Genomic DNA, 22,980 nt, shown 5'->3' with positions numbered 1-22,980 from the left:
ACCGGCGACTGGATAGCCTGTTTTCCCGCACGGGGATACCGCAAGCTGTCACCTCTGCGAGGCGATCACAGAATGACCACATCGTGTCGTCCTGCAGCGGTTTGCGGGCCGGGCCATGATCTGGAAGCCGATCACCACACCGGCGATGACGATGACGAATTCCAGGACCACCGCGAACCAGTTCTGCTCGCGAATGGCTTTGGAAAGGCGGGCGAGGATCATGGAGTATTCTCCAGCGCTTCATCGATCATGGTCCGGATTTGGGCGATCTTGCTCTGACTGACGCGCAGATTGACGAAGCGGCCGATCTGGAGACGCAGATGTTGCTGCGCGGCGACCTCGAACTCCGGATCGGTGAGGATCGCGTCGACATCGATATCGATAACGTCCGGCAGAGCGACGTCGTAAAAGGCCAGATCGGGCGTGTCGGGCAAATGGTATTGCGGATCGAAGCGGATATGGCGTTTGAAGGCGGCGCTGAACGGGATCAGCATGACATTAATGTTGGCGTCTGAATCGCTGATGTTTCCGAGGCTTTGCTCGTATTCGATCAGGCGCAGCCGAAGCTGTTGGTTTTCAACGAGGGCGAGGCTTCCCGAGCCCTGGAGATCCCGGAATGTGCCCGATGGCGGGGGCGGATCGGCGAACACATCGCCATAGGCCAGCGCTCTGCGGACCGCATCCATCTCGCCCGGCGCGATCTCGCCGGCATCGACAGCGCGCACCAGGATTTCCAGATCGTGGATGACACCTTGATAAAAGGCGGCCAGCTCGCTGGCGGTGTCGTCGATCGCGGCAAAATCATCGCGCAGGTCGATGAGTGAACGCTCCGCGCGCTGATGCTCGATACGATCCGCATTCCACGCCGTGATCTGGAAGGCCAGCAATACACCGGCCACGACGATGACGAATTCGAGCACCACGGCGAACCAGTTCTGTTCGCGGATGGCGCGGGAGAGGCGGGCGAGGATCATGGCGCATCCTCTGAATGGTCAATGCCGAGCTCGGCATCGACGGCGACGTGCAAGGCGTCGAAACTCGAATTTGGGCCGTCGAGCACGGCTTGGAGGAAGTAATTCGACTTGGAAATATTATCTGCCAGCTCGTTCAGGAAGGCGGGATCCGCGCGCATCCCATCCGAATCGCATCGCGCGGAGTTGTCGAAGATCGGATCCCAGTTCTGCAAATCCCCGCTGAGCACAAACCGCATGAGCAGCGGATGCCGCGCCGAGAGATTGAAGATCTCATGATTGATGGCGGTATCGATTTCCCGTGACCAGGTATTGGCCAGAAAATGCTGGGTAATGGCCCGTCGGATAGCCTCGCTGCGTATCAGATCGAGCTCGCCGGTGGATTCCAGCTCGGTCAGGATCGGCAGGGCTAGGGATGGGGAATTGAAAACGTGTGATTGGGCAATGGCGTTGCATTCGGCCAAGGTCAGGTCGCCGACTTCGCCACCGAACAATTTCACGCTGGCCGATAACAGCAATTCCCGGTTTCCCGCGCGAATGGCGGCCCAGTCCCACCGTTCGCGGCTGACATTCTCGATGTCGGTATGCAGGCGTTCGAGTATGGCGTGGCTGCGCTGAAGGCTCGCCTGCCGTTCGGCCCACGCCGTGATCTGGAAAGCGATCACCACACCGGCGATGACGATGACGAATTCGAGCACCACGGCGAACCAGTTCTGTTCGCGGATGGCGCGGGAGAGGCGGGCGAGGATCACGGGGCGTGTTCCTCGTGAGGACCGAAAATATCGCCGAGGTCACCGACGGCTTCGGCCTTCGGACTGCTTTCGATGAATTCGCAGAACGGTGCGGAGTACGCCAGGCGCCGATGCGGCCACCAGCAATCGCGGATTCCCGGGCTGTGGTAGAAGGTTGTCACCACGCGAGACCATCCATCCCACTGCGAGTCCTCGAGGACGCCCGACCGGTTCTGATACCAGGCTTGCTCGACCAGTTTGAAATAGGAGAACAGGAAATAGTGGGCGGTCACGCGTTGTTCGCGCTTGGCGCTCCACCAGTCGCGCCCGACGGCGGCCAGGGCTTCGCCCAGCGAAGACGATTCTATTGCAGGAATGTTCAGCGCGGTGATCGCTTCCGTCAGGGACTGAACCGCTGCCGCGCGTTGGATGCGTGTATTCTGCCGGATCGAGAGGATCAGCGCGGCGAGGGTCGCGATGACCGCCAGCCCGGCAATGATCTGCGAGACCAGATAGAGATCGTTGAGCGTCATGGCGCTGACCAACGGCACCGGGCAAGCGATGTCATGTCCCTCTTACCTCCCCTGGATCGGACGCTAGCAGCGCACACGCCAAAAGGGAAAGGGGAATGGAAACCGGTCGTTACCGGGGAAAGCGCGCTAGTCCGTCCCGCCTAGCGCGGACTCTGTCGGCAATGGCAGGCCAGCGGTCTCGCCACGCGACTCGCGCATAGTGGCCAGTTCAGCCATCCCCGGCAGAGCCCAGAATTCATGATATCTCGGATCCCGGCGCAGGCTGTCGGCGAACGTCAATCGTCCGGGCCGCAGATACTGTTCGAAGTCTGTCATGGCCGCCGAACCGTAGGCGTCGAACAGGAAATCGATGGCGAGATCGATCTCGCCCATCATGGCCGCCAAAGCCACCAGATCCACGCTGGCCACCTCGGCGGCGGCGGCTTGTTGCAGGATCTCCAGCACACTGGCACGTCCGTCCGGATCGACCGGCCGGCCCAGCACATAATCGGCCATTGCCCGGATTTGCCCGGCCTGTTCATTCCACTGCGCCTCGGGAAGACCGGCATTCAGTTCCCTCAGGGCTGCAATCGCGTCTTCCAGGGCGGCCAGCGCCTCGGCTTCGCTTCCCGATTGCACGATCGCGGTATAGGTCAGCAATGGCCGCATTTGCGGAATGCAGGTCGCGCATTGGTCGACAATGCGTTCGACGCCGGCAACATCGCCATCGGCCGCGCGGGCCTCAGCGAAAACGCGGGACAGGGTGGCATTCAGCGGGTCAAGCGAGGACGCTCGCAAGAAATGCCGGTCTGCGGCGACATAATCGCCCGCCCAGCGTTGCACCACACCGAGCGCATAATGCGCATAACCCGCATTCGGAGCGATCTCGACGGCGCGGTTCGCATGAAACAGCGCGGTGTCAATATCCGGCTGCCGGTAGACATGCATCCAGCCGAGCCCCGCATGGGCACGCGGATTGTCCGGATCCAGGGCCAGCGCCCGATCGAAAATCCGGCCCGCTTCGGCCACGAGTGTCTCCGGATCCAGCCCGTGGGCCGGGACGCCGGATATCGTGATCGAGACGCCGTGCGCGGCCCAGGCGTCGGCGAATTCCGGATCGATCTCATGGGCCGTTTCGAAGGCCTCGACCGCCCGCGTCCGGTTGGTGATGTCATCGCGGCCGGCCCAGTAGGACAAGCCCCGCAGATATTGCTCATAGGCTTGCGGATCGGCCGTCCCTTCACCAGCCCGTCCGGCGGCACCACCAACCCCGAGGCGCACCTGCAGCACGCGGGCCAGTTCGCCGACGATTTCGTCCTGGACGTCGAACAAATCGGCGAAAGTGCGCTCATAGGTGTCGGACCACAGATGATATCCGTCGCTGACGCGGATCAGCTGGGCCGTGATCCGCAGCCGGTCCTCGGATCGCCGAACCGATCCTTCGAGGATATGCGCCACACCCAATGCCGCGCCTGCCTCCTGCAGATTGATGTCATCGCCACGGAAGGCAAAGGCCGATGTGCGCGCCGCGACCCGCAAATCGGGGAATTGCGCGAGCTCATTCAGCAACTCCTCGGCGATTCCGTCCGAGAAATACTGCTGGTCGCCGTCCGGGGAGAAATCGGCGAAAGGCAGAACCGCGATCGAAGCATCGGATACGCCGGCCTCCGCCGCGTCACTGGTCCTGTCGCGTCCGGCGGACTCCACGATTGCGGCACTGTCCCCAACATCCTGCGAGGCGCCGGGCCGTGTCAGGACCTGGTAACCGGCGATACCGATGACCGCCACCAGGAGGCCGATCAGAACGAGGTCGGTTGATCCGAAAGGGCGCACCGCGGCACCGGCGACGGCTCGGCGCGTCCGCTTCAACCCCTCTGGGGTCAGCTCGAATGCCCACGCGATAAAAACGACGACGGGGAATCCCGCGATAAGGATGATCAGGGCCAGGCTGTCAGCCGTGTCCGGCAGGCCGGCGGCATCGCCGATCGTGGCGATAACCTGCATGATAATCCAGCCGGCAACGAGATAGGCCGCCGCGACCCGAAAAATCTGGCGTCGGCGGAGTTCGGCTAGAAAAGCTGTCATGTCCGCAATGCCTCCCCCACACGCGCTTAGCACAGCTTGCACATTGGCCCTAGGGTGCGACGCCAAACCTTGCGGCTCCTGATTTCGGAACCCGTCAGGCCCGTGATGCGTTGCGCTAGCATGGGGACATCATGCTGAGCTTCCACCTCCGCCGGATCTGGCAGTCAATCTGGTTTCTGCCCGCAGTTTATGCGGTCGCGGCCGTCATGGCGGTCGTCATCACGCCCGTCATCGGCCAACGCTTGCCGTCCGACTGGGTCGAACTGGTGGAGATCGACGCGCTGGCGGCGACGCTGAACATCCTCGCGTCCAGCATGTTGGCCGTCGCGATCTTCTCGATGGCGACCATGTTCTCCGCCTTCCAGGCCGCCGCGAACTCTGCAACACCGCGCGCCCGCCCATTGATGACGCAGGACCGCACCGCACAGAGCGCGATCTCGACATTCGTCGGCGCCTTTCTGTTCAGCCTCCTGGGCTTGATCGGCATCAATTCCGGCCTGTACGGCGAATCCGGCCTGCTGGTCCTGTTCGTCCTCACCCTGCTGCTCGTCGTCCACGTCGTGGTGATGCTGATCCGCTGGATCAACCGCCTGTCCGGCTTTGGCGGGGTCGAGGAGGCGATCACCGTGATCGAGGCCGCCACCCGCAAATCCGTGAAGCGGGAAAGCGAATGCGCCAATTTCGGCGCCAGCCATCTCCCGGACATACCCAAGACCGCCCACGCCGTGGAGCCGCACGAGACCGGCCATGTCCAGACCATCGATATTCCGGCGCTTCAGACACTGGCGGAGGATGAGGGTGTGAAAATCTACCTGCCGGCCCGTCCCGGCAGCCTTGTCGGGCCGGGCGCCCCGGCGGCATTCGTCCTGGGAAGCAAGGAGATCGATGAGAAGGTGCTCGGCCAGATCATCATTCATCCGCGCCGGACGCTTGAAGAGGACCCGGCCTTCGGCCTCATCACCCTAGCCGAGATCGCCTCGCGTGCCCTGTCGCCTTCGGTCAACGATCCGGGCACGGCCTTGTCGGCCATCGCCGCCATGACCCGGCTGCTCTGCGGGCTGTCTGGCCGTTTTGACGAAACGGCGGACAATCCCGCTGACCGCGTCTTCATGGCGCCACTCGATCCGCACGACCTGCTGGTCGATGCGTTCCGCCCGATCGCCCGCGACGGAGCCGACAAGGTCGAGGTCGGCATCCGTCTTCAGAAGGCGCTCGGCATGCTGGTCAGCGCCGACGAGGCGGCTTTCGGCGAACCCGCCCAAGCGATCAGTGCACACGCGATAGAGCGTGCGAAAGCGGCGCTGGGCAATGATACCGATCTGAAGGCGCTGAAGGCGGCCTGCCCCTTCTAGGTCAAGACCTTATGCCGCCGCCAGCGCGGCCAGGCGGGCATAAAGCCCGTCATCTTGTGCCGCCAGCTCGTCATGCGTGCCCTGTTCGACGATCCGCCCGCGATCAAAGACCAGAATCCGGTCGGCATTGCGGATCGTCGACAGGCGGTGCGCGATGACGATTGTCGTGCGCCCTTCCATCGCCCCTTCCATCGCCGCCTGCACGTCGCGCTCCGTTTCATTGTCGAGGCTGGAGGTTGCCTCGTCGAAGATCAGGATCGGCGTGTCCGCGAGTATGGCCCGCGCAATCGCCACGCGCTGGCGCTCGCCGCCCGACAGCTTCACCCCGCGTTCGCCCACCGGCGTCTCATAGCCCTTGGGCAGCCGTTCGATGAAATCGTGCGCATTGGCGCGCTTGGCCGCCTCGACGATCTCGTTACGGCTTGCGCCCGGCCGCCCATAGGCGATGTTCTCGCCGATCGAGCGGTGGAACAGCGCCGGATCCTGCGGGACGAGCGCAATCGCCTGCCGCAGGCTGGCCTGCGTGACGTCGCGCACGTCCTGACCATCGATCCGCACCGCCCCATCCTGAACGTCGTACAGACGCTGGACCAGCTTGACGAAGGTCGACTTGCCGGAGCCGGTCGGCCCGACAAGCGCAACCTGCTCGCCGGGCGCAATGCGCAGCGAGAAATTATCATACAGCCGTTTGGCCTGGTTCTCATAGGCGAACCCCACCCGGTCGAACACGATTTCGCCCTGCGTCGGCATAAAGTCCGGCGCGTCTTCAGTGTCGGGGATTTGAACGTCCAGCGCATCATAGCGCGCCATGTCCTGGATTTCGTCCAGCCCGCGCTGGACATTCTGCACCTCTTCACCGAAGCGGCGCATATAGCCGGCCATCATTAGAAAGGCAGTGATTGCGAACACGACATCGCCCGGTGTTGCGCGCCCGGCGATCCACATCTGCACGAGCAGCCCGGTTAGCCCGGCCTGCAGGACGATGATCGCGACCATCTGGATCAGCCAGGTATTGACGAAACGCAGCCAGGTTTTCTTGGTCTCCGCACGCCAGCGCCAGGCGAGATCGGAGAACCGTGCATCCTCGCGCGTTTCCGCCCCGAAGCTCTTCACCGTCGCGATCCCGCCAATGGCATCCGCCACCGCGCCGCCGAGCTCGGAGTCGATAGCATTTGAGCGGATGTTCTGGGGGCGGATATAGCTGTTCGCCGCCCACACCGTGGCCGCGACGAAGAGGGTCGTCACGCCGATCGAGAACAAGCCCACCACAGGCCATTGCAGCAGCATGTAGACGCCGAGCCCGTACATCACGGTGATCGACGGAATCAGGCCGAACCAGGTCGTGGCCGTGATCGTGTCATACGCCCACATGCCACGCGTCACCTTGCGCACGACAGAGCCGGCGAAAGTGTTGGCATGCCAGTCCAGCGAAAAGCGCTGCACCTTGGCGAAGGCGTCGGACACCATCTCGGCCATGTTGGCGGACGAAAAGCGAATCTCGAACCGCACCGCGATCTGGCGCAGCACATTGACGGTCACGGCGAGGCCGATGAACAGCGCATAGGCGGCCCAATGCCCGCCGCCGCCGGTATTCAGCGCATCAATCAGCGCACCGGCTGCGATCGGCAGAAACACATCTGCGATGGTCGCCATCAGCGTGAATCCGACGAGGGCGACAAAAAACAGGGGGCGCCGCCGCCACTGCTTGAACAGGAAGCGAACAACGCAAAGATTGGACAGAACGCGCGGGGCGCGGGAACGGGTCTGGGTCATCGGACAGTTCGGGCGCCGGGCGCCCGCCTCGAACAAGATTCGGTTGTATCAAAGAGGATCGGTGATCGCGGGGGAGCCGGTCGTCTGCCTTGCGAGGCAAGGAAGGTCAGTCCGGGAAGAGGCGATCGATCAGCCGCCGTCTAGGATGGAATCTTGTGCATGGGTCCGAAACGCGCTCCAATTCATTCGGGGAGGCGGCTCATACACGTGTCGCGCATTGTGGACTAGAGGGAGTTGTCGTGAAACTCGCCTTTCAGGAGAGAGCGCGACATCTAAGCCACACAGAGTATCCGGGTATCGGGGGCAAAATGACAGGGCAGATAGGGCGTGTACTGATTATCGCCGGCTCCGATTCCGGCGGCGGTGCGGGCATTCAGGCCGACATCAAGACAGTAACGGCGCTCGGCGGATATGCCGCGACAGCGGTGACCGCCATAACGGTGCAGAACACCCTTGGCGTCAGCGATGTGCATGTCGTGCCGCTGGATGTGGTTATCGCCCAGGCACGGGCTGTGCTCGACGATATCGGTGCCGATGCGATCAAGACCGGCATGCTCGGCGGCGCGGACCTGGTCGAGGCGGTTGCCGCTCTGTGCGCTGACTATCCCGACATCCCGCTGGTGCTGGATCCAGTCATGGTGGCGACTTCGGGTGATGTGCTGGTCGCCGGCGAGGCGGTCGAGGCGATCCGCACGGCGCTATTGCCGCGGGCGGCTTTGGTAACGCCCAACGCGCCGGAAGCCGAAAAGCTGACGGGGCAGCCCGTGACGAATGCCCAGCAACAAGCCGCCGCCGCGCGTGCGTTGGTAGATGCGGGCGCCCGGGCCGCACTGGTCAAGGGCGGCCACCTCGAGGGCGATGTCATCACCGACGTGCTCGTCACCGCAAAGACGACGACAGTGTTCGAAAGCCCGCGCATCGAAACGCGCAACACGCATGGCACCGGCTGCACACTCGCCTCGGGGATCGCCACGGGCGTGGCGCAGGGTCTCGACCTGGCCGCCGCGGTGGAGCGCGCCGGCGCCTATCTCGCCGAAGCGATCCGCCGCGCACCGGATTTCGGATCGGGCCACGGCCCGGTCGATCACGCTTGGATTTTTCGCCGCTAGCGCCGCCGCGCCAGCGCAATGCCGGCCAGGATGATCGCCAGACCCAGATAGGCGTTCCAGCTGACGCTTTCGCCGAAGGCCAACCCGGTCAGGAGCGCAATCACCGGCACGATATAATTGACCAGCGACAGGAAGCCCGCGCCGGCCCGCGCAATGATCTGCATGAAAATGACGGTGGCCACGGCCGTCGGTCCAATCCCCAGCCAGATCAGCGAACCCCATCCGAGCGCGGTGGCCGGCAGATCATTCTGCCACGCCGCCCAGAGGCCGAAGGGCAGGCTCATCAGCGCCGCGCAGGTCAGCGTGCCGGCGGCGATGACCGAGGCGGGCGTCTTCGGCGCGCGGCGCGTCAATACAGCGTTGACGGCGTAGGATAGGCCGGCGGCGAGCACGATCAGCTGAAACAGCGTGTCGGCGCCGCCGAGATTGGACAGCGCCGCCGGTCCGATCAGCACGATGACACCCGCGAAACCCGTGAGAAAACCGATCAGTTTCCAACGCGTCATGCGTTCACCGGCAAAGAAATAGGCCAGGATGACGGTTGCCAGCGGCATCGCCGCGACGAGGATTCCGGCCAGCGCCGAACTGATCTCGGTCTGGCCGAGCGGGATCAGAAAAAAGGGCAGGGCATTGCCGAAAAAGCCGAGCAGCGCGAAATGCACCCATCTCACATCGGTCAGCGGCGGCATTTTGCGCCCGCGGAAATGCGCCCAGGCCAGAAGCGCGATCGCCCCCAACGCCAAGCGCACCGTAGATACGGCGACTGGCGGCTGGCTGTCGAGCGAAAAGCGGATGAACAGGAAGGCCGTCCCCCACAACAGCGCCAGCGCGGTCAGAAGGAGCCAGTCCTGAAGTGTCGGGTTTTGCGGCTCGCTCATGCCAGTTCGGCCCGCAATGCCGCGGCAAATCGGTCGATATCCTGTGTCGAGTTGTAAAGATGCGGCGTCACGCGCAGCCGCCTCCCGCGCTGCGAAACCGATACATTGTGGCGTTGAAGCCGTTGCGCCAGATCGGCCGGGGTTCCGTCCGGCAGAACGAGGCAGAGATAGTGCGCCGCGCGGTCCGGCGTATCGCTGTAGAGGCCGAGCGGGCGGGCCGCCTCCTCTGCGGCAGCGGTGCGTTCAGCCAATTCGCCTCGCAGGGCCTCGAAGCCGAGCGAGCGCAGCCATTTCAGCGACTCCAGCGCCGCCGGCACCAGCTGGAAGGCCGAACGCTCGCCCATATCGAAGCGCCGCGCGCCGGGCGCATGCGTGTCGGCATAATCGACGAGCTTCGCGAAATCCTCCGCGCCTTCCCGTACGATCCAGCCCTCTTCCAGCGGCCGTCCGGACTGGTGTGCCGGCGCGATATAGAGAAACCCGACCGTATAGGGTGTCAGCAACCATTTATAGCCGGCGGCGACCGCGAAATCCGGCTGGATCGCGGCGAGATCGAACGGCGCCGTGCCAAGCGATTGCGTCAGGTCCAGCACCAGCTGGCCGCCATGCTGGCGCAATTCGGCCGAAATGGCCGGTAGGTCCAGCCGCCCGCCATCCGACCAGTGAACTTCCGGTATGGCGACAATCGCGGTTTGCGGGCCCAGCGCCTCCATGACCGCTTCGGTCCAGCTCTGATTGGCCGAGCGCGTCACCGCGCGCACCTTTCCGCCTTCAGATTCAGCCTTGCGGCGCCAGACATAGACGTTCGACGGAAACTGTTCGGCCAGCGTCAGGATTTCCTGGCCCGGCTCAATACGCAGATTGGCCGCAGCTGTCGCCAGGCCATAGCTCGCCGCTGGCACCAATGCGATGTCGTCAGGTGTGGCACCGAAGAAGCCGGAAGCCTCGGCACGCAACGCTTCGGGCGCATCGAAAAACTGTTCCTGGACGCCGATCTCCCAGGGCGTCTGCCGCTGATCGTAAGATCGCCGGCCGGCTTCGGCGGCGACGCGCGGCAAGGGGCCCATATAGGCGCAATTCAGATAGGCGAAATCATCGGGGATTTCGAACAGCGAGCGGTATCCGGTCGACGTCATGGCGCTCATGTGACGCGCGCGGCGGCGCGGGTCAAATCACCGATACGGCATTCCTGAAACAGTTTGCGAATTGACCGACCTCCGGCGGCAGCGCTAGTCCGGGACAAATCCGCCGGAGACCGCCATGACCGAGATCGCCAAACCGCATCTTCGCCCCTTCGATCCGCGTTTTTCCTGCGGTCCCACCAAGAAGCACCCTGGCTGGTCGCCGGACAAGCTCGGCACGGCGCTGGTCGGCCGCAGTCATAGAACTCCCGCGTCCAAGCAGCGCATGGTGGAAGCCTATGAACGCACCGCCGCGCTTCTCGAATGCCCGGCGGATTATCGCATCGCCATGGTGCCGGGGTCGGATACCGGCGCGATGGAAGCCGCCATGTGGTCAATGCTCGGCCCGCGCGGCGTCGATGTTTTCGCCTGGGATGCCTTCGGTGGGCGCTGGGCCAAGGATGCCGAAGAACAGCTCAGGCTCGGCGATCTGCGCACCTTCATCGCCAGCGGCGGTGAGACGCCGGATTTCACGGTGGCGAAACCGGATCGCGATCTGATATTCACCTGGAATGCAACGGCCGCCGGGGCCCGCATTCCCGACACCGACTGGATTGCCGGCGATCGCGAAGGCCTGACGATCGTCGATGCCACATCCGCCGCCTTCGCCATGGAACTCGACTGGTCGAAGATCGATGTGCTGACCTATTCCTGGCAGAAATCGCTGGGCGGCGAGGCGCAGCACGGCATGATCGTGCTCGGCCCGCGCGCGCTCGAACGGCTGGCGTCTCACAAGCCCGAATGGCCGGTGCCGCGCATCCTGCAGCTTCACAATGCCGAGGGCACAGGCGTGCTTGAGGAGATATTCGAAGGCAAGACGCTGAACACGCCCTCGATGTTGTGTTTCGAGGACTATCTGCTGGCGCTCAAATGGGCCGCCAGGGAGGGCGGGCTGCCCGGCCTGTTGGCCCGCGTCGACCGCAATTTCGCGGCGCTGTCGGAATGGGTCGGCAAGACCGCCTGGATCGATTTTCTGTGCACGGATGAGCGCAAGCGCTCACCGGTTTCGGTGACCCTCAAATTCGCCGAACCCGGGATCGCGGAGCGGGACCAGGACACGCAGTGGGCGCTCACCCGGCGCATGTGTGCGCTGCTGGAACGCGAGAATGCCGCGCTCGACGTTAATCCGCACCCCTCGGCACCGGCCGGCCTGCGCATCTGGTGTGGGCCGACAATGGAAGCCGACGACATCGCGGCGCTCGGTCCGTGGCTGGACTGGGCTTATGCCAATGCCAAGGCGGAACTCTAGGCTTTCCGCGCCGCGCCACGCGCACTAGGGTGGCAGCAACGCTGCAATGCAGCGATCTTGAGGGGAAGCAATATGAAATTCAGTGTTCTGGTGATTGCGATCGCGGCAATGGTGGCGGCGCCGGCCCTGGCGGACGACCATGCTTGGGAATTCCGGCTGGGTGTCACCGCTCATGACCTGTCGGATCACGTTGAAGACGGGCCGAATATCACAGTCGGCCTGGTCGGTCCGGAAATCGAATCGCTGTCATTTCTGTTGACGCCGCGCCCTTATCTCTACGGATCCTTTAATACGAATGGCCTGACAAATTTTGGCGGTGCCGGTCTGGAATGGGACTTCCCGATTACCGAATCGGTCTCGTTCCAGCCTGCCTTCGGCCTGTCCTATAATGACGGCGTCACGGATATCGACCGCAATGCGCCGCCGAGCGATCCAAACCGCATCCGACTGGCGACAACACGCTCGCTGATGGGCGAACACATCCTTTTCCACACCACGCTCGCGCTAAATCTCGAACTGTCGCCGAGCATGACCGTGGCGGCCTATTACGAGCACATCTCGCACGGCCAGATCCTGGGCAGCGGGCGCAACCAGGCGCTCGACAATGCCGGTATCCGGTTCGGATACCGTTTCGGCGCCCGCTAGGCTTAATCACGACTGAAATGAGTGCGCCGCTGGTCCGGGGGTGGACCAGCGGCGCGACGCATTCCGGGAGGACAGACAAAGGGACCGGGAGTCCTATTCCCCGGAATGCGTATTCGATTCGGTTTCCCGGCGAACGTAATGGCCGGTGAACCAGGTATTCCAACGATCGCTGACGGCGTCATACTGCGTGAAATGCTGCGTCACGCTGCCGTCAGCATTGGGTGTCCAGATACCACGAAAGGGAAGACGATTGCCTTGCGAGTGGTAAAATATTTCCCCCTCAAGCTCCATCGCGCCATCGTCGTTCAATCCCCCGCTATAATCAATATAGACGCTTGCGCTCATCCACACTTGGCGCCATGCCTGTGTCAACGGGTCATAATAATTCAGCGAAACGCCGCTCGATCCCTGCGACCCGCTCCACCTTTCCTCGATCAGGCAGCCGCTCTGCGTTTTCTGGATCGAATTGGTGCCCGCAAGCTGCCCGTTGGCCGCAAATACGTCCCACTCGCCGACCCAGAAGTCGAAATCCCCGCGATGTTCAAGCCCGTCGCAGCCCGGCGGAATGCCGGTCTGGGCGCTCACAGAGGCGGGTGTCGCGGCAAGGGCGAACAGGCTGGCAGCAAGAAACGGCTTCATGCGTGGCCCCTCCCGTCATGAATGCTTTCCGGGCCGAGACTAGGCTGATAGACCGCGCTAGGCGTCTCACTTTCCTGTGAGACAGATTAATCTTTGTGGAGAATTCGATGGCCAATGTGACCGTGGTCGGCGCGCAATGGGGCGATGAAGGCAAGGGCAAGATTGTCGACTGGCTCTCGCACCGGGCCGACGTCGTCGCGCGCTTCCAGGGCGGACACAATGCCGGTCACACGTTGGTCGTCGGCGACAAGACCTACAAGCTGTCCCTGTTCCCGTCGGGCGTTGTCCGCGGCAAGTTGTCGGTCATCGGCAATGGCGTCGTCGTCGATCCCTGGGCGTTCCGTGACGAGAAGAAGCGCCTGGAGGATCAGGGCGTCGCCATCACGCCGGACCTGGTGAAGGTTTCCGAAACGGCCAGCCTCATCTTGCCGGTTCATCGCGAGCTGGATGCGCTGCGTGAGAATCGCGATGACGGCATGGCCATCGGCACCACCCGCCGCGGCATCGGCCCGGCCTATGAAGACAAGGTCGGCCGCCGCGCGATCCGCGTCTGCGATCTGGCGGATCCGGACGCGCTCCGCGCCAAGGTCAAAGACCTGTTGCACCATCACAATTCCATTCGGCGCGGCCTGAACCAGCCGGAGGCGGATGCCGAATCGCTGATTGCCGAGTTGACGGAGATCGCACCGGTCATCCTGCCCTTCATGGCGCCGGTGTGGCGCGTCCTGGACCAGGCGATTGCCGATGATCAGAAAATCCTGTTCGAAGGCGCCCAGGGTGCCATGCTCGACGTCGATCACGGCACCTACCCTTACGTCACGTCCTCGAACACGGTTGCGGGACAGGCCGCCGCCGGAACCGGCGTCGGACCCAAGGCGGCCGGCTACGGGCTGGGGATCGTCAAGGCCTACACGACCCGCGTTGGCGAGGGCCCGTTCCCGACCGAATTGCACGACGATGTTGGCCGCAAGCTCGGCGAGAAGGGGCATGAATTCGGTGTCGTGACCGGCCGTCAGCGCCGGTGTGGCTGGTTCGACGCGGTCCTGGTGCGCCAGGCGGTCCTGCTGGCCGGGATCGACGGCATCGTCCTGACCAAGCTCGACGTGCTCGACGGTTTTGACGAGTTGAAGATCTGTACCGCCTACGAGATCGATGGCGAGCGCTATGACCGGCTGCCGCCGGAACGCGGCCTGCAGGCCCGCGCCAAGCCGGTTTACGAAACCATTGAAGGCTGGTCGGATTCGACCTTTGGCGCCCGCGAATGGGGACAGCTGCCGGCGGCCGCGGTCAAATATGTCCGCCGTGTCGAGGAACTGATCGGCGTGCCGGTGGCCATGCTGTCGACCAGCCCGGAGCGCGAGGATGTCATCCTCGTCACCGACCCGTTCCGGGCCTGATCAACCGGCTTCGAATCGCCAAAACAGCTATCGCCTGCTAATCTCCCGGGCAACAGGGGAGATGGCATCATGGCAAAACGGGACACCACCGGCCGCCGGCTATTCCTTAAGGCGGCGGCGGCGTTTGGCATTTCGGGCGCAACATCTGTGGCCGGAGCGCAAGACACGCGACCGGTCGTTCGCCGGCCGGTGCGGCCCACGAGCGTGCTGCCGGCCGCGGCGCAAGCAGGCGCCACGACTTCGCATGGTTTTGCCGTTGTCAGGCGCGGCGGGCCGTCCGCCCTTAGCCAGCACGCTTCAGCGCTCTTGCGCCGGGACAGCCTGGTTTCGAACACCCAGATGGAAGACACAATCGCGCTGGTCGATGATGTCGCAAGCCGCATGGACGAGGCCTTTCGCGGCGTTGTGCGGATGGATATCGCCGTCGGCCCGGATGGCGAACCCAGCCGGTTCAGTTGTGCCAGCAACGATTGCACGTCCAATACCTGCGGTTCGAATACGTGCGGTGTCCAAACCTGCGGTGTGCAGAGCTGCGGTTCTCATAGCTGTACGCAAAATACGGTAGCGGCGCTGACCAGCAATGCGGACATTCCGGCCCAGGCGCGCCAGCAATGGCAGGTTCTGCAAATGATGCAGCAGAACATGGAATTCCTCTTCGTTGAGCTGAACGTCATTCAAGTGCGATAGGCGCGCCGCATGCCAGACGGAGCGGCTTCCCGAATTGACGGCCGGCAGCTAGCCGCGTCGCAGTTCAACATCTTCGTGCCGTCGGCGTTCGACGGCATCGTCCTCATGTACAACAGCGTATCGGGCGCGTTTGCTGCGGTTGAGACCGAGGAATTTGAAGGCATTGCCCGGCTTCTCGATCAGCCTGAATGTGGCGAAGCCGAGGAGTTGCAGCGCCTGGCGGAAGCCGGTTTTCTGGTCGCGGCCGATCGCGACGAACGCGCGAAGATCCGCGAGGGATATTTTGAAACGCGAACATCGGAGAAAGGGCTCAGCCTGACCATCGCGCCGACGGTCAGCTGTAATTTCGTCTGCTCCTATTGCTTCGAGGAACATCCGAAACGCCACCTCTCTGACGAGGACAGCGCGGCGCTGCTGGCCTATGTGGCCGACCGGCTTGAGCCGGGTGCGCCGCTTAGCGTGACCTGGTTCGGGGGCGAGCCACTGGCCGCATTCAAGCAACTCCGATCGCTTGACGAAGAGCTCCAGGCCCTCTGCGATGAAAGAGGATCGGACTATACCCAGTTCATCATCACCAACGGATCATTGCTCAACGAAGAGAAGATCGCCTATTTCGCGTCTCGGCCCGGTTTCACGGGGGCGCAGATCACATTGGATGGCCCCGCCGACATCCATGATGGCCGACGTTTCACCAGCGCCGGCAAGCCGACCTTCGGCAAGATTCTGGACAATCTGAAACGGATCGATGGACGCATCACCGTCAGCCTGCGGATCAATCTCGACCGTGAAAACGTCAATCGGATCCCGGAGTTGATCGACCTGGTGGTCAAGGAGGGGCTGGCCGGTTTCGTCCATCCCTATTTCGGCCATGTCGTGGACTATACCGATGAATGCGGTGATCTCGACGACACCATGCTCTCCCGCAAGGAGTTCGCCGCTGCAGAAGTCCAGCTCCTCAACCTCATGATCCGGCGCGGTGTGCGCCCTTCGCTGGACCTGCCACGGCGGTATGCGGGCAGCTTGTGCGTGGCGGATGCGCCCGGCGGCGCCGTGATCTCGCCGGGCGGGCTGGTGTTCCGCTGCTGGAACGAGACAGCCTTGCCGGAGGGTGAGGCTTATGCGCGCCTGAATCAGGACGGAAGTCTCGCGCAGAATGCCGTCCGCGAGGAGCGCGACCGCTTCTGGAAAGACTATGACCCGTTCACGCACGCGGAGTGTGCGACCTGCGATGTTCAGCCGCTCTGCAAGGGCGGATGTCCATGGGAGGCTGACAAGCGCCCCGTCGACGGCCCCGGCCATTGCACGCCCTTACGCTACAATCTTCCGGATGTTCTCCGCCTCGTACATCTGCGCGACAGCATCGATGCTATAGATCCGGGCGAAGCGGCGGCGCCGCCGCGGCAAGTCGTCTGATCCAACTGTCCAACATTTAATCATCCGGCATGCCCTTTGACGGCATCACAATGCTGAACAGAGGGCATGCCATTGTCGGATCGCAAGCGAATTCTTCTCGACGCGCCGGACATGAGTGTCCGGCTTTGCTGGTACGCGCCGGGTGAAATCATGTCCGCCCACCGCCACGAGCTCGGTCAGGTGTCGGTGCTGATGTCCGGATCGTTCCGCGAAACCGGCGATGCGCGCTCTGCCGACAACCAGACGGCACAAATCGGCTTCAAGCCGGCCGGTTTCGAGCACGAAAACCGGTATGACGAGACCGGCGCGCTGATCCTGTCAGTCAATATCGCCGAGAACGGTCTTCGAAACTGTCCCGGCTGGCACTGGCAGGCCGCAACCCCGGCCGAGCTGGACCTGGCGCGCCGTATCGTCCTGTCCTCCGGTGAACGGGACATCATCGGCCAATGCGCCCGCGATCTTGTGGCCTTGATGGCCGACCGCCAAGCGCTGGACCGTCACCCGCCGCCCTGGGCGCGGGAATTGCGCGACCGGCTGTTGAGCGGTGACAGCGTCGATCTTGATGCGGCGGCGCGGACGATCGGTATTCACCGGGCCCATCTCTCACGTGGATTCCGGAAATGGTACGGAACGCCGCCGAGCGTTTTTGCCTTGCGCTGCCGGATGAGCCGGGCGGTAAAAGCCCTGGTCGCCGGTGAGCCCGCCGCCCATGCGGCAGTCTGCGCCGGCTTTGCCGACCAGAGCCATTTCATCCGGACCATGCGGCGCGAGACGGGGATCACGCCCGCACGGCTCAGCCGCCTCCTCGCCGCCTGAGGTTAAATCCGTTCAATCCGGCGGTCCGATCCGCAGCTAGTTTCACCCGATAGGAATTCACATTCGCCGGGAGTTTTTGACGTGAAACCAGTTTTCGCCCTTGCCGCAGCGCTGTCCTGCATGTCCGCCCCAATCGCGCTCGCGCAGGATATTCCGTCCGCCACCGAGCGGATGGAAGCCTATCTCGACCGCTTCTCTGGTGCCGTGGGACCGGGCTTTGCCGTGACCGTGGTGACCGCGGACGACATCCTGATCAACCGGATTGAGGGGGTTCGCAACGCCAATACGGGCGCACCGCTGACGCAAGACACGCCGATCTATATCGCGTCGCAGACCAAAGCCTATATGGGCCTTCTCGCGGCCGTCCTCGACGAGCGCGGCATCCTGCCGCTCGACACCGCGATCGATACGTACCTGCCGGATGCGGAATGGCCCGAAGCGGTCGACCCGTCGCAATATGCGCTGCGCGATCTGCTGACCCATCAGGTGCCTTTTGAGAACGGAACGATCACCTTTCTCGAAGCCTATGCGATGACCGTCGATCCGGCCGACTATGCCGGGCTGATTTCACAATTCTCCGAGCCGCGGGACGCCGGATTCCGCTATGACAATCTGGGCTACAATGTCTATGGCGCGATCCTCGAGATCGCGACCGGGCGTTCCTGGCAGGATTGGCTCGATGAGGTCCTGTTCGACCCGCTCGGACTGGATCAAACCTCCGCGCGGACGTCGGACTTCGCGCTCTCTGATATGTCCTGGAACCATATCTGGATGGGCGACGAAGAGGGCTGGTTAACGATCCGCCCGAAAACCGACGGCATGATGCAGTCCGCGGGCGGCCTGGTAACCTCGCCCGCCGACATGGCGGCCTGGTTGCAGTTGCAACTGCGCGGGGAAGCCGGTTCTGCCGGACTTTCAGACGCGGTCCTGAACGCCGTACAGACATCCTATGTCGCGACCGGCCAGGAGGACGGCAACAATGCCTATGAAATGTCGTGCTCGGGCTATGCGCTCGGCTGGAGCGTTTGCGAATATCAGGGTTTCGAGGTCCACATTCACGGTGGCGGCTATGTCGGCGCGCGGACCATCATGGCCTTCTCGCGCGATGCCGGTGTTGGCATCGCGGCCTTCTCGAACTCCGACAACATGACCGGCTGGTGGACCCAGACCGTCGTGCGCATGTTCCTGCAATTCCTCGCCGACCATGAAGACGCCGATCGCATGGCGGAGGTTCGCGAGCGCTTCTATTCGGAACGCTCGGCAATGCTGCTCGAGCGCCGGCGTGGAATGATCGCTGAACGCAATGCCGAGGACCGCTGGGGCGGATGGCAATGGACGCCGACACGGGCCGAACTCGCCGAGTATGCGGGACGTTACGACGTGGAAGACTTGCCGGTGCCCATTGAAGTGGTGGCGCTGGAAGACGCGCTCGAATTCCGCCTGGGCGATTACCGCTCGACCCTGCGCCCGGCGCGGCCGGACCTGTTCGGCGGCCAGAGCCATCCCTTTGACGGGGCCGATGCGTTTACGTTCACGCGGAATGACGATGGGTCCATCCTGTCCTTCGAATGGAACGACACGGTGTTCACCCGCGCCGAGCGATAAATTATAGCCTGATGCATGACATTGTCGCAGGATCTCCGCGGCGCGCTCGCCAGGATTGACGGGCGCGCCACCACCATTGTCGGTGAGGCCGAAGCGCGCTTTTCAGGCGAGCCGGAATACATATCCACCCTCATCGGCCTCGTCGATGATGCGGAACCCATGGTGCAATCAGGCGCCACCTGGTTGCTGAAATCGGCCATGGAAAAAGGACAGGAACTGTCCTCTGCAGAGACAGCGGATATCCTCGACCGGCTGGATCGGATCTCGGAATGGTCGGCGCAATTGCATATCTGCCAGTTCGCGGAATCGCTGACATTGAATGACGCCGGCGCCCGCCGGCTTGCGGACTGGCTCCAGCCGCTGCTCAACCACAAACGGCCCTTTCTCCGCGCCTGGTCCCTTCATGCGCTTTGCGCCCTGGGCCGGGAATTCAGCCCGGTCCGGCCGCGTGCCGCCGCCGCCCTCGAACGAGCAAGCGACGACGCTTCGGCATCGGTCCGGGCCCGCGCCCGCAATATCAAGCCGTTCTGAACGGGATTGCGGCGCCGGCGGGATCAGTCCCGCTCGGCGGCCGCCAGCATGGCGTGCGCGGTCGCGCAGAAATGCCGGGCAATCTCTTCCGCGCTGGCGCTGATCTCGCCGCTGACCCAGGACCGGATCAGCCCCGCCTGACCCTCGGCAAGCTGACGCGCCAGGAGTTCCCGGTGCCGGAGGTCCGCCGGCAGGCGCGATGAAATCAATTCGGTCAGCAGCGACAAGACCTTGCGCCGCTGCGGGCCCGCGAACGTGTTGCGGGCCAATGCGCGGTAATCCCAGTAATGGCCGATCAGATAGGTCAGCTTCTGCAGGTCGGGGTCCCTGTCGACAGTGACGGCGAGGATGCTGATCGGTCCGCGCAGCGCGTCGAGATGTACGGCGTCCCGTCCGGAATAGTGCTCGTAAAAGGTCGAGCGGCCGACATCGGCTTCCGCGACAATGTCGGCAACCCTGATGCTTCTATAAGGCCGGGAGAGGGCGAGCTTCGAAAAAGCCCGCACGATCGCACGGCGTGTTTTGCGGACGCGCCGGTCTTCGCGCCTGTCGACGTTTTCGGACAATCACTTCTCCATGTCCGGTTCCGGACTTTCAATAGCGGCTTTCTGTTCAATCCGGAAGCGATCCGGCGTCACTGGCGAATGTGCCGCCGAACCGAAAAGGGATCACACATGTCGGACATACCCTCGCCGCCCGCCGCCCGCTTCGCCGACCAGAACCGTGTGGCGGGCTATGTCATGGTGATTGCCTCCGTCTTGACGGTGGTCTTCATCTTCCATCACCCGACCGGCCATGGCGGGGGCGGGCTGAACATGACCAGCGGCGTGCATGCCGGAATGATGCTGTTCCTCGCCGCGATCTTCCTGGGACTGTGTGTCCACACGGCGCGGCGCGGTTTCAGCTATTTGCCGTCGGCCGCCCTCTTGGCCTATGCGATCAGCCTCATCGGTCATATCGGTGCCGCCGTCATCAGTGGATTTCTGACCGCGCGGCTGGCCGCCAATGTCGATCATGTAGCCGCGCGCGACCTGTTCGTGCTCACCATGGTCACCAATCGTGTGCTCGCCGAGCTGGCGGTCGCCGCAACCTCCATCGCCTTCATACTCTGGGCCGCTGATGGGCTGGCATCGGCGCCGCGCCGCCCGGTCCTCGCAGCGCTGGCCTTGATCGCCGGCGCCGTGCCCTGGATCGCCCTGATGACGGGCCTGATCGCAATGGACATTCACGGGGCGCCACTGGTCTACACGGCGCAGGCCGTGTTCACTGCGACCGTCGGCGTTCAGCTTGTCCGGACCTAGCCGGCCGGTTCTTCCGCCGGCAACGCGTCAACGCCGAGCACGTTCATCTTGTGCAGATTGTGCGTCGCTTCCACTGCGATCGGGACCGACAGCGCATAGGCGACCGAGAACAACACGGACATGAGGCCGATCCCGCCGTGAATACCCATGATCGCGGTGATCTGGGTCAGGATCAGCAAAGCTATCGCGAAGAACCCGTACATCGCCGCGATCCGCGATTTCATCAGGCTGCCGACGGCGATGTAGACGAACAGGGCGGTCTGCATGAGGCTCACGACCGCGCCGGCGATCAGGCGCTGCCCCGACGGCAGGCCGGCCGCCTCGATGGCCTCCTGCGGCATCGCGCCCATGATCATCATGATTCCGCTGGCCAGCGACTGGATACCGGTCACGCCGACCGCCACGGCCCCGACGATCGACAGGATGGCGATTGGGCGGACGCCGAAACGGGCGCTCTCACGCCGCCTCAGATCGAACTCCCACGCATTGATGGTCTGCGCCGGATCATTGGGATCGACCAGGTCGGGCGGCGGGGCTTTCACGCGCCTGAGATTTGTTTCGTTGTAGTCGAGCGGTTGATAGTCGCGGCCAGCCATTCCGATCCCCTTCTCCCCGAGTGAAATGGCCTGCGAAGTTGCTGACCACAACCGGGAAAGGCTTGCATCGCATCCCGTCTGCTGCGATGGTTCCCTCATCCAGGGGGTGTCCTGCAGCGCTTGGCAGGGCTGAGATTTTACCCCGATCACCGGATCCGGATCATGCCGGCGGCGGGATGGAGCCCAGACGCGATGACGCGCGACGAATTCGACTCATTTTGCGGATCGCTGCCGCACACGACGCATGTCGTGCAGTGGGGCAATGCCAGTGTCTGGAAGATCGGCGGCAAGATTTTCACCGTCGGGGGCTGGAACGAAAGCGAGGACGCCTTCTGCGTGTCGTTCAAGACGTCCGACCTCTCCTTTGAAATCCTGGGCGAACAGCCGGGCTGCCGGCCGGCGCCCTATCTCGCCTCGCGCGGCATGAAATGGATCCAGCGCACAAGCGATGAAACGCTGTCGGACGCTGACCTCAGGGATTATCTCGCCGAAAGCTATCGCATTGTCGGCGCGGGCCTGACAAAGAAACTCCAGAAGGAATTGGGATTGGCAGAATGATGCACACGACCGCCATGCGCGCGTTTCCGGTGGCGTTCGCTGTCGCCGTGATTCTTGCCGCCTGCAGCCCGTCCGGCGAGACGGGCACCGGGGCGCTCGACGATGAGGTCGCGATGATCGCTCCGGAAGCGCTGCACGCAGCCCTGATCGAAGAGGCCAACACCGTCATCCCGTCCGACTGGTCGACGGGCGAGCCGGCCCCGGACACCGCGCGCGCCTACTGGCATGTGCCGCCGACGCTGGACGATATCGCGGCCGTCGCCAACTGCACGGAGTTGCCGGGCGTCGACGGCGGATATGACTGCACCTTGAGCCTGACCGCGCCGAACTATGACGCCGACGAGGACGAACGCCGCGGCGTCGAGGCGCTCTACCGCATGGAGGTCGGCGTGCTGGAAGAGGGCGGCGTCACCCTGTTGAGCCCGAATGTCCGCTGGGCCGTGCGCGATGTGGGCTAGATGATCAAAACCTCGCCCGTTCTCGCCGCATTGGCCGCGCTTTTAACAGCCGCTTGTTCGGTCACCCACCAGAGCCGGCCGGCCACGGGTGGATTCATGGCGCTATCCGTGGCGGATATCGAGATCACCGCTGACTGGTATGAGCGGCATTTCGATATGCAAACCATCGTGTCTGCGGAGCGCCCTCCACCTGATGGCGAGGTGAGGTTGCTGCGTGCCGGCAATCTGATCGTCGAGCTCCAGCAGCGTCAGGATGCCATTGACCGCCACGCCGCCGAAGCCGGATTTCGCGCGGCGCACCGGACCACCGGCATTTTCAAGTCCGGCCTGATCGTTGCGGATATCGACGCCGTGTTTGCCGCGCTGCAATCGTCCGGCGCCGACATCGTTCACCCCATTGTCAGAACGCCTGATGCCCTCGGGCTGCGCACTTTTGCGGTCCGCGACCCCGAAGGGAACATGATCCAGATCTTCGGCGATTAATCCGAGTAGA

The 22,980-nt window shown here is 63.5% G+C and carries 25 protein-coding genes and 1 riboswitch; of the genes, 14 read left to right on the top strand and 11 right to left on the bottom strand.

Annotation, left to right across the window (positions count from 1 at the left end; all coding sequences use genetic code 11):
* Nucleotides 1-48: 48 nt before the first annotated feature.
* The 5 genes from ACO08C_RS05205 to ACO08C_RS05185 all read right to left on the bottom strand — a co-directional run bounded on the left by ACO08C_RS05205 (nt 49) and on the right by ACO08C_RS05185 (nt 4,299).
* The gene (locus ACO08C_RS05205; RefSeq protein ID WP_421788091.1) at nt 49-222 is read right to left on the bottom strand and encodes a hypothetical protein; all 174 of its coding nucleotides are present in this window, start codon (nt 220-222) and stop codon (nt 49-51) included.
* Entirely contained in the window at nt 219-974 is a 756-nt protein-coding gene (locus ACO08C_RS05200) for a hypothetical protein (RefSeq protein WP_421788089.1), read from the bottom strand. Before ACO08C_RS05200 ends, ACO08C_RS05205 begins: the two co-directional genes overlap by 4 nt.
* Nucleotides 971-1,723, bottom strand: coding sequence for a hypothetical protein (locus ACO08C_RS05195; RefSeq protein ID WP_421788087.1), 753 nt, complete (start codon nt 1,721-1,723; stop codon nt 971-973). Before ACO08C_RS05195 ends, ACO08C_RS05200 begins: the two co-directional genes overlap by 4 nt.
* Nucleotides 1,720-2,235, bottom strand: coding sequence for a hypothetical protein (locus tag ACO08C_RS05190; protein WP_421788085.1), 516 nt, complete (start codon nt 2,233-2,235; stop codon nt 1,720-1,722). The genes ACO08C_RS05195 and ACO08C_RS05190 overlap by 4 nt, the downstream gene beginning before the upstream one ends.
* Before the next feature lie 126 nt (nt 2,236-2,361).
* Nucleotides 2,362-4,299, bottom strand: coding sequence for a hypothetical protein (locus ACO08C_RS05185; RefSeq protein WP_421788083.1), 1,938 nt, complete (start codon nt 4,297-4,299; stop codon nt 2,362-2,364).
* A gap of 131 nt (nt 4,300-4,430) precedes the next feature.
* Between ACO08C_RS05185 and ACO08C_RS05180 the strand changes: the two genes are divergently transcribed.
* Nucleotides 4,431-5,651 carry a DUF2254 domain-containing protein gene (locus tag ACO08C_RS05180; protein WP_421788081.1) on the top strand — a complete coding sequence of 407 codons (1,221 nt, stop codon included), beginning with the start codon at nt 4,431-4,433 and terminating at the stop codon, nt 5,649-5,651.
* Between the two features lie 9 nt (nt 5,652-5,660).
* Here the strand turns inward: ACO08C_RS05180 and ACO08C_RS05175 are convergent, their stop codons facing one another.
* Nucleotides 5,661-7,424 (bottom strand): ABC transporter ATP-binding protein, encoded by a 1,764-nt coding sequence (locus ACO08C_RS05175; RefSeq protein ID WP_421788079.1) that lies wholly within the window; start codon nt 7,422-7,424, stop codon nt 5,661-5,663.
* Nucleotides 7,425-7,732: 308 nt separating this feature from the next.
* Here ACO08C_RS05175 and thiD point away from each other — a divergent pair, with 308 nt between their 5' ends.
* Nucleotides 7,733-8,533, top strand: a complete 801-nt coding sequence (thiD, locus tag ACO08C_RS05170; RefSeq protein ID WP_421788077.1) for a bifunctional hydroxymethylpyrimidine kinase/phosphomethylpyrimidine kinase — start codon at nt 7,733-7,735, stop codon at nt 8,531-8,533.
* Here thiD and ACO08C_RS05165 read toward each other — a convergent pair.
* Together ACO08C_RS05165 and ACO08C_RS05160 are read right to left on the bottom strand one after the other, a co-directional pair.
* Entirely contained in the window at nt 8,530-9,411 is an 882-nt protein-coding gene (locus tag ACO08C_RS05165) for a DMT family transporter (protein WP_421788075.1), read from the bottom strand. The two genes, thiD and ACO08C_RS05165, sit on opposite strands and share 4 nt — an antisense overlap.
* On the bottom strand, nt 9,408-10,556 hold the full coding sequence (locus tag ACO08C_RS05160) for an aminotransferase class V-fold PLP-dependent enzyme (protein WP_421788073.1): 1,149 nt from the start codon (nt 10,554-10,556) through the stop codon (nt 9,408-9,410). The genes ACO08C_RS05165 and ACO08C_RS05160 overlap by 4 nt, the downstream gene beginning before the upstream one ends.
* A gap of 115 nt (nt 10,557-10,671) precedes the next feature.
* Between ACO08C_RS05160 and ACO08C_RS05155 the strand changes: the two genes are divergently transcribed.
* The gene (locus ACO08C_RS05155) at nt 10,672-11,841 is read left to right on the top strand and encodes a phosphoserine transaminase (protein ID WP_421788072.1); all 1,170 of its coding nucleotides are present in this window, start codon (nt 10,672-10,674) and stop codon (nt 11,839-11,841) included.
* A 72-nt stretch (nt 11,842-11,913) separates the two neighbouring features.
* A complete protein-coding gene (locus tag ACO08C_RS05150; RefSeq protein WP_421788070.1) occupies nt 11,914-12,486 on the top strand; it encodes a hypothetical protein in 573 nt (190 codons plus the stop codon).
* Nucleotides 12,487-12,579: 93 nt separating this feature from the next.
* Here ACO08C_RS05150 and ACO08C_RS05145 read toward each other — a convergent pair whose 3' ends face one another.
* Entirely contained in the window at nt 12,580-13,125 is a 546-nt protein-coding gene (locus tag ACO08C_RS05145; protein WP_421788069.1) for a hypothetical protein, read from the bottom strand.
* Nucleotides 13,126-13,232: 107 nt separating this feature from the next.
* On the opposite strand from ACO08C_RS05145, the gene ACO08C_RS05140 reads away from it, so the two are divergent.
* The 6 genes from ACO08C_RS05140 (at nt 13,233) to ACO08C_RS05115 (ending at nt 19,574) form a co-directional block, all read left to right on the top strand.
* A complete protein-coding gene (locus ACO08C_RS05140) occupies nt 13,233-14,522 on the top strand; it encodes an adenylosuccinate synthase (RefSeq protein ID WP_421788067.1) in 1,290 nt (429 codons plus the stop codon).
* A 69-nt stretch (nt 14,523-14,591) separates the two neighbouring features.
* Nucleotides 14,592-15,209, top strand: coding sequence for a hypothetical protein (locus ACO08C_RS05135; RefSeq protein WP_421788065.1), 618 nt, complete (start codon nt 14,592-14,594; stop codon nt 15,207-15,209).
* Nucleotides 15,210-15,218: 9 nt separating this feature from the next.
* Nucleotides 15,219-16,622, top strand: a complete 1,404-nt coding sequence (locus ACO08C_RS05130) for a radical SAM protein (protein ID WP_421788063.1) — start codon at nt 15,219-15,221, stop codon at nt 16,620-16,622.
* 66 nt (nt 16,623-16,688) lie between these two features.
* On the top strand, nt 16,689-17,438 hold the full coding sequence (locus tag ACO08C_RS05125) for a helix-turn-helix domain-containing protein (RefSeq protein WP_421788061.1): 750 nt from the start codon (nt 16,689-16,691) through the stop codon (nt 17,436-17,438).
* A gap of 81 nt (nt 17,439-17,519) precedes the next feature.
* Nucleotides 17,520-19,043, top strand: a complete 1,524-nt coding sequence (locus ACO08C_RS05120; RefSeq protein ID WP_421788059.1) for a serine hydrolase domain-containing protein — start codon at nt 17,520-17,522, stop codon at nt 19,041-19,043.
* Between the two features lie 15 nt (nt 19,044-19,058).
* Nucleotides 19,059-19,574 carry a hypothetical protein gene (locus ACO08C_RS05115; RefSeq protein ID WP_421788057.1) on the top strand — a complete coding sequence of 172 codons (516 nt, stop codon included), beginning with the start codon at nt 19,059-19,061 and terminating at the stop codon, nt 19,572-19,574.
* A 23-nt stretch (nt 19,575-19,597) separates the two neighbouring features.
* Here ACO08C_RS05115 and ACO08C_RS05110 read toward each other — a convergent pair whose 3' ends face one another.
* A complete protein-coding gene (locus ACO08C_RS05110; protein ID WP_421788055.1) occupies nt 19,598-20,140 on the bottom strand; it encodes a TetR/AcrR family transcriptional regulator in 543 nt (180 codons plus the stop codon).
* 108 nt (nt 20,141-20,248) lie between these two features.
* On the opposite strand from ACO08C_RS05110, the gene ACO08C_RS05105 reads away from it, so the two are divergent.
* Complete coding sequence (locus tag ACO08C_RS05105) at nt 20,249-20,875, top strand: hypothetical protein (protein WP_421788053.1); 627 nt, start codon at nt 20,249-20,251, stop codon at nt 20,873-20,875.
* Here the strand turns inward: ACO08C_RS05105 and ACO08C_RS05100 are convergent.
* Nucleotides 20,872-21,471 carry a hypothetical protein gene (locus ACO08C_RS05100; RefSeq protein WP_421788051.1) on the bottom strand — a complete coding sequence of 200 codons (600 nt, stop codon included), beginning with the start codon at nt 21,469-21,471 and terminating at the stop codon, nt 20,872-20,874. The genes ACO08C_RS05105 and ACO08C_RS05100 overlap by 4 nt on opposite strands.
* Before the next feature lie 92 nt (nt 21,472-21,563).
* A riboswitch (TPP riboswitch) is annotated at nt 21,564-21,665 on the top strand.
* Here ACO08C_RS05100 and ACO08C_RS05095 point away from each other — a divergent pair.
* From ACO08C_RS05095 to ACO08C_RS05085, 3 genes are all read left to right on the top strand, one after another.
* Complete coding sequence (locus ACO08C_RS05095) at nt 21,664-22,029, top strand: MmcQ/YjbR family DNA-binding protein (protein ID WP_421788049.1); 366 nt, start codon at nt 21,664-21,666, stop codon at nt 22,027-22,029. It overlaps the preceding riboswitch by 2 nt.
* A complete protein-coding gene (locus ACO08C_RS05090) occupies nt 22,026-22,487 on the top strand; it encodes a hypothetical protein (RefSeq protein WP_421788047.1) in 462 nt (153 codons plus the stop codon). Before ACO08C_RS05095 ends, ACO08C_RS05090 begins: the two co-directional genes overlap by 4 nt.
* Nucleotides 22,488-22,970 (top strand): VOC family protein, encoded by a 483-nt coding sequence (locus ACO08C_RS05085; RefSeq protein WP_421788045.1) that lies wholly within the window; start codon nt 22,488-22,490, stop codon nt 22,968-22,970. It abuts the gene before it with no gap.
* The last annotated feature ends 10 nt before the right edge of the window (nt 22,971-22,980 follow it).

It is taken from the genome of Hyphobacterium sp., assembly GCF_965229905.1.
Classification (GTDB): domain Bacteria; phylum Pseudomonadota; class Alphaproteobacteria; order Caulobacterales; family Maricaulaceae; genus Hyphobacterium.
Note: the sequence above shows the minus strand (reverse complement) of the source record. Positions and strands in the feature narration are given on the sequence as shown.

Excerpts from the sequence above, each read along its gene's own strand:
- ACO08C_RS05205 (WP_421788091.1), bottom strand. The coding sequence starts at position 222 with ATGATCCTCGCCCGCCTTTCCAAAGCCATTCGCGAGCAGAACTGGTTC.
- ACO08C_RS05200 (WP_421788089.1), bottom strand. The coding sequence starts at position 974 with ATGATCCTCGCCCGCCTCTCCCGCGCCATCCGCGAACAGAACTGGTTC.
- ACO08C_RS05190 (WP_421788085.1), bottom strand. The coding sequence starts at position 2,235 with ATGACGCTCAACGATCTCTATCTGGTCTCGCAGATCATTGCCGGGCTG.
- ACO08C_RS05185 (WP_421788083.1), bottom strand. The coding sequence starts at position 4,299 with ATGACAGCTTTTCTAGCCGAACTCCGCCGACGCCAGATTTTTCGGGTC.
- ACO08C_RS05180 (WP_421788081.1), top strand. The coding sequence starts at position 4,431 with ATGCTGAGCTTCCACCTCCGCCGGATCTGGCAGTCAATCTGGTTTCTG.
- ACO08C_RS05175 (WP_421788079.1), bottom strand. The coding sequence starts at position 7,424 with ATGACCCAGACCCGTTCCCGCGCCCCGCGCGTTCTGTCCAATCTTTGC.
- thiD (WP_421788077.1), top strand. The coding sequence starts at position 7,733 with ATGACAGGGCAGATAGGGCGTGTACTGATTATCGCCGGCTCCGATTCC.
- ACO08C_RS05165 (WP_421788075.1), bottom strand. The coding sequence starts at position 9,411 with ATGAGCGAGCCGCAAAACCCGACACTTCAGGACTGGCTCCTTCTGACC.
- ACO08C_RS05160 (WP_421788073.1), bottom strand. The coding sequence starts at position 10,556 with ATGAGCGCCATGACGTCGACCGGATACCGCTCGCTGTTCGAAATCCCC.
- ACO08C_RS05155 (WP_421788072.1), top strand. The coding sequence starts at position 10,672 with ATGACCGAGATCGCCAAACCGCATCTTCGCCCCTTCGATCCGCGTTTT.
- ACO08C_RS05150 (WP_421788070.1), top strand. The coding sequence starts at position 11,914 with ATGAAATTCAGTGTTCTGGTGATTGCGATCGCGGCAATGGTGGCGGCG.
- ACO08C_RS05145 (WP_421788069.1), bottom strand. The coding sequence starts at position 13,125 with ATGAAGCCGTTTCTTGCTGCCAGCCTGTTCGCCCTTGCCGCGACACCC.
- ACO08C_RS05140 (WP_421788067.1), top strand. The coding sequence starts at position 13,233 with ATGGCCAATGTGACCGTGGTCGGCGCGCAATGGGGCGATGAAGGCAAG.
- ACO08C_RS05135 (WP_421788065.1), top strand. The coding sequence starts at position 14,592 with ATGGCAAAACGGGACACCACCGGCCGCCGGCTATTCCTTAAGGCGGCG.
- ACO08C_RS05130 (WP_421788063.1), top strand. The coding sequence starts at position 15,219 with ATGCCAGACGGAGCGGCTTCCCGAATTGACGGCCGGCAGCTAGCCGCG.
- ACO08C_RS05125 (WP_421788061.1), top strand. The coding sequence starts at position 16,689 with ATGCCATTGTCGGATCGCAAGCGAATTCTTCTCGACGCGCCGGACATG.
- ACO08C_RS05115 (WP_421788057.1), top strand. The coding sequence starts at position 19,059 with ATGACATTGTCGCAGGATCTCCGCGGCGCGCTCGCCAGGATTGACGGG.
- ACO08C_RS05105 (WP_421788053.1), top strand. The coding sequence starts at position 20,249 with ATGTCGGACATACCCTCGCCGCCCGCCGCCCGCTTCGCCGACCAGAAC.
- ACO08C_RS05100 (WP_421788051.1), bottom strand. The coding sequence starts at position 21,471 with ATGGCTGGCCGCGACTATCAACCGCTCGACTACAACGAAACAAATCTC.
- ACO08C_RS05095 (WP_421788049.1), top strand. The coding sequence starts at position 21,664 with ATGACGCGCGACGAATTCGACTCATTTTGCGGATCGCTGCCGCACACG.
- ACO08C_RS05090 (WP_421788047.1), top strand. The coding sequence starts at position 22,026 with ATGATGCACACGACCGCCATGCGCGCGTTTCCGGTGGCGTTCGCTGTC.
- ACO08C_RS05085 (WP_421788045.1), top strand. The coding sequence starts at position 22,488 with ATGATCAAAACCTCGCCCGTTCTCGCCGCATTGGCCGCGCTTTTAACA.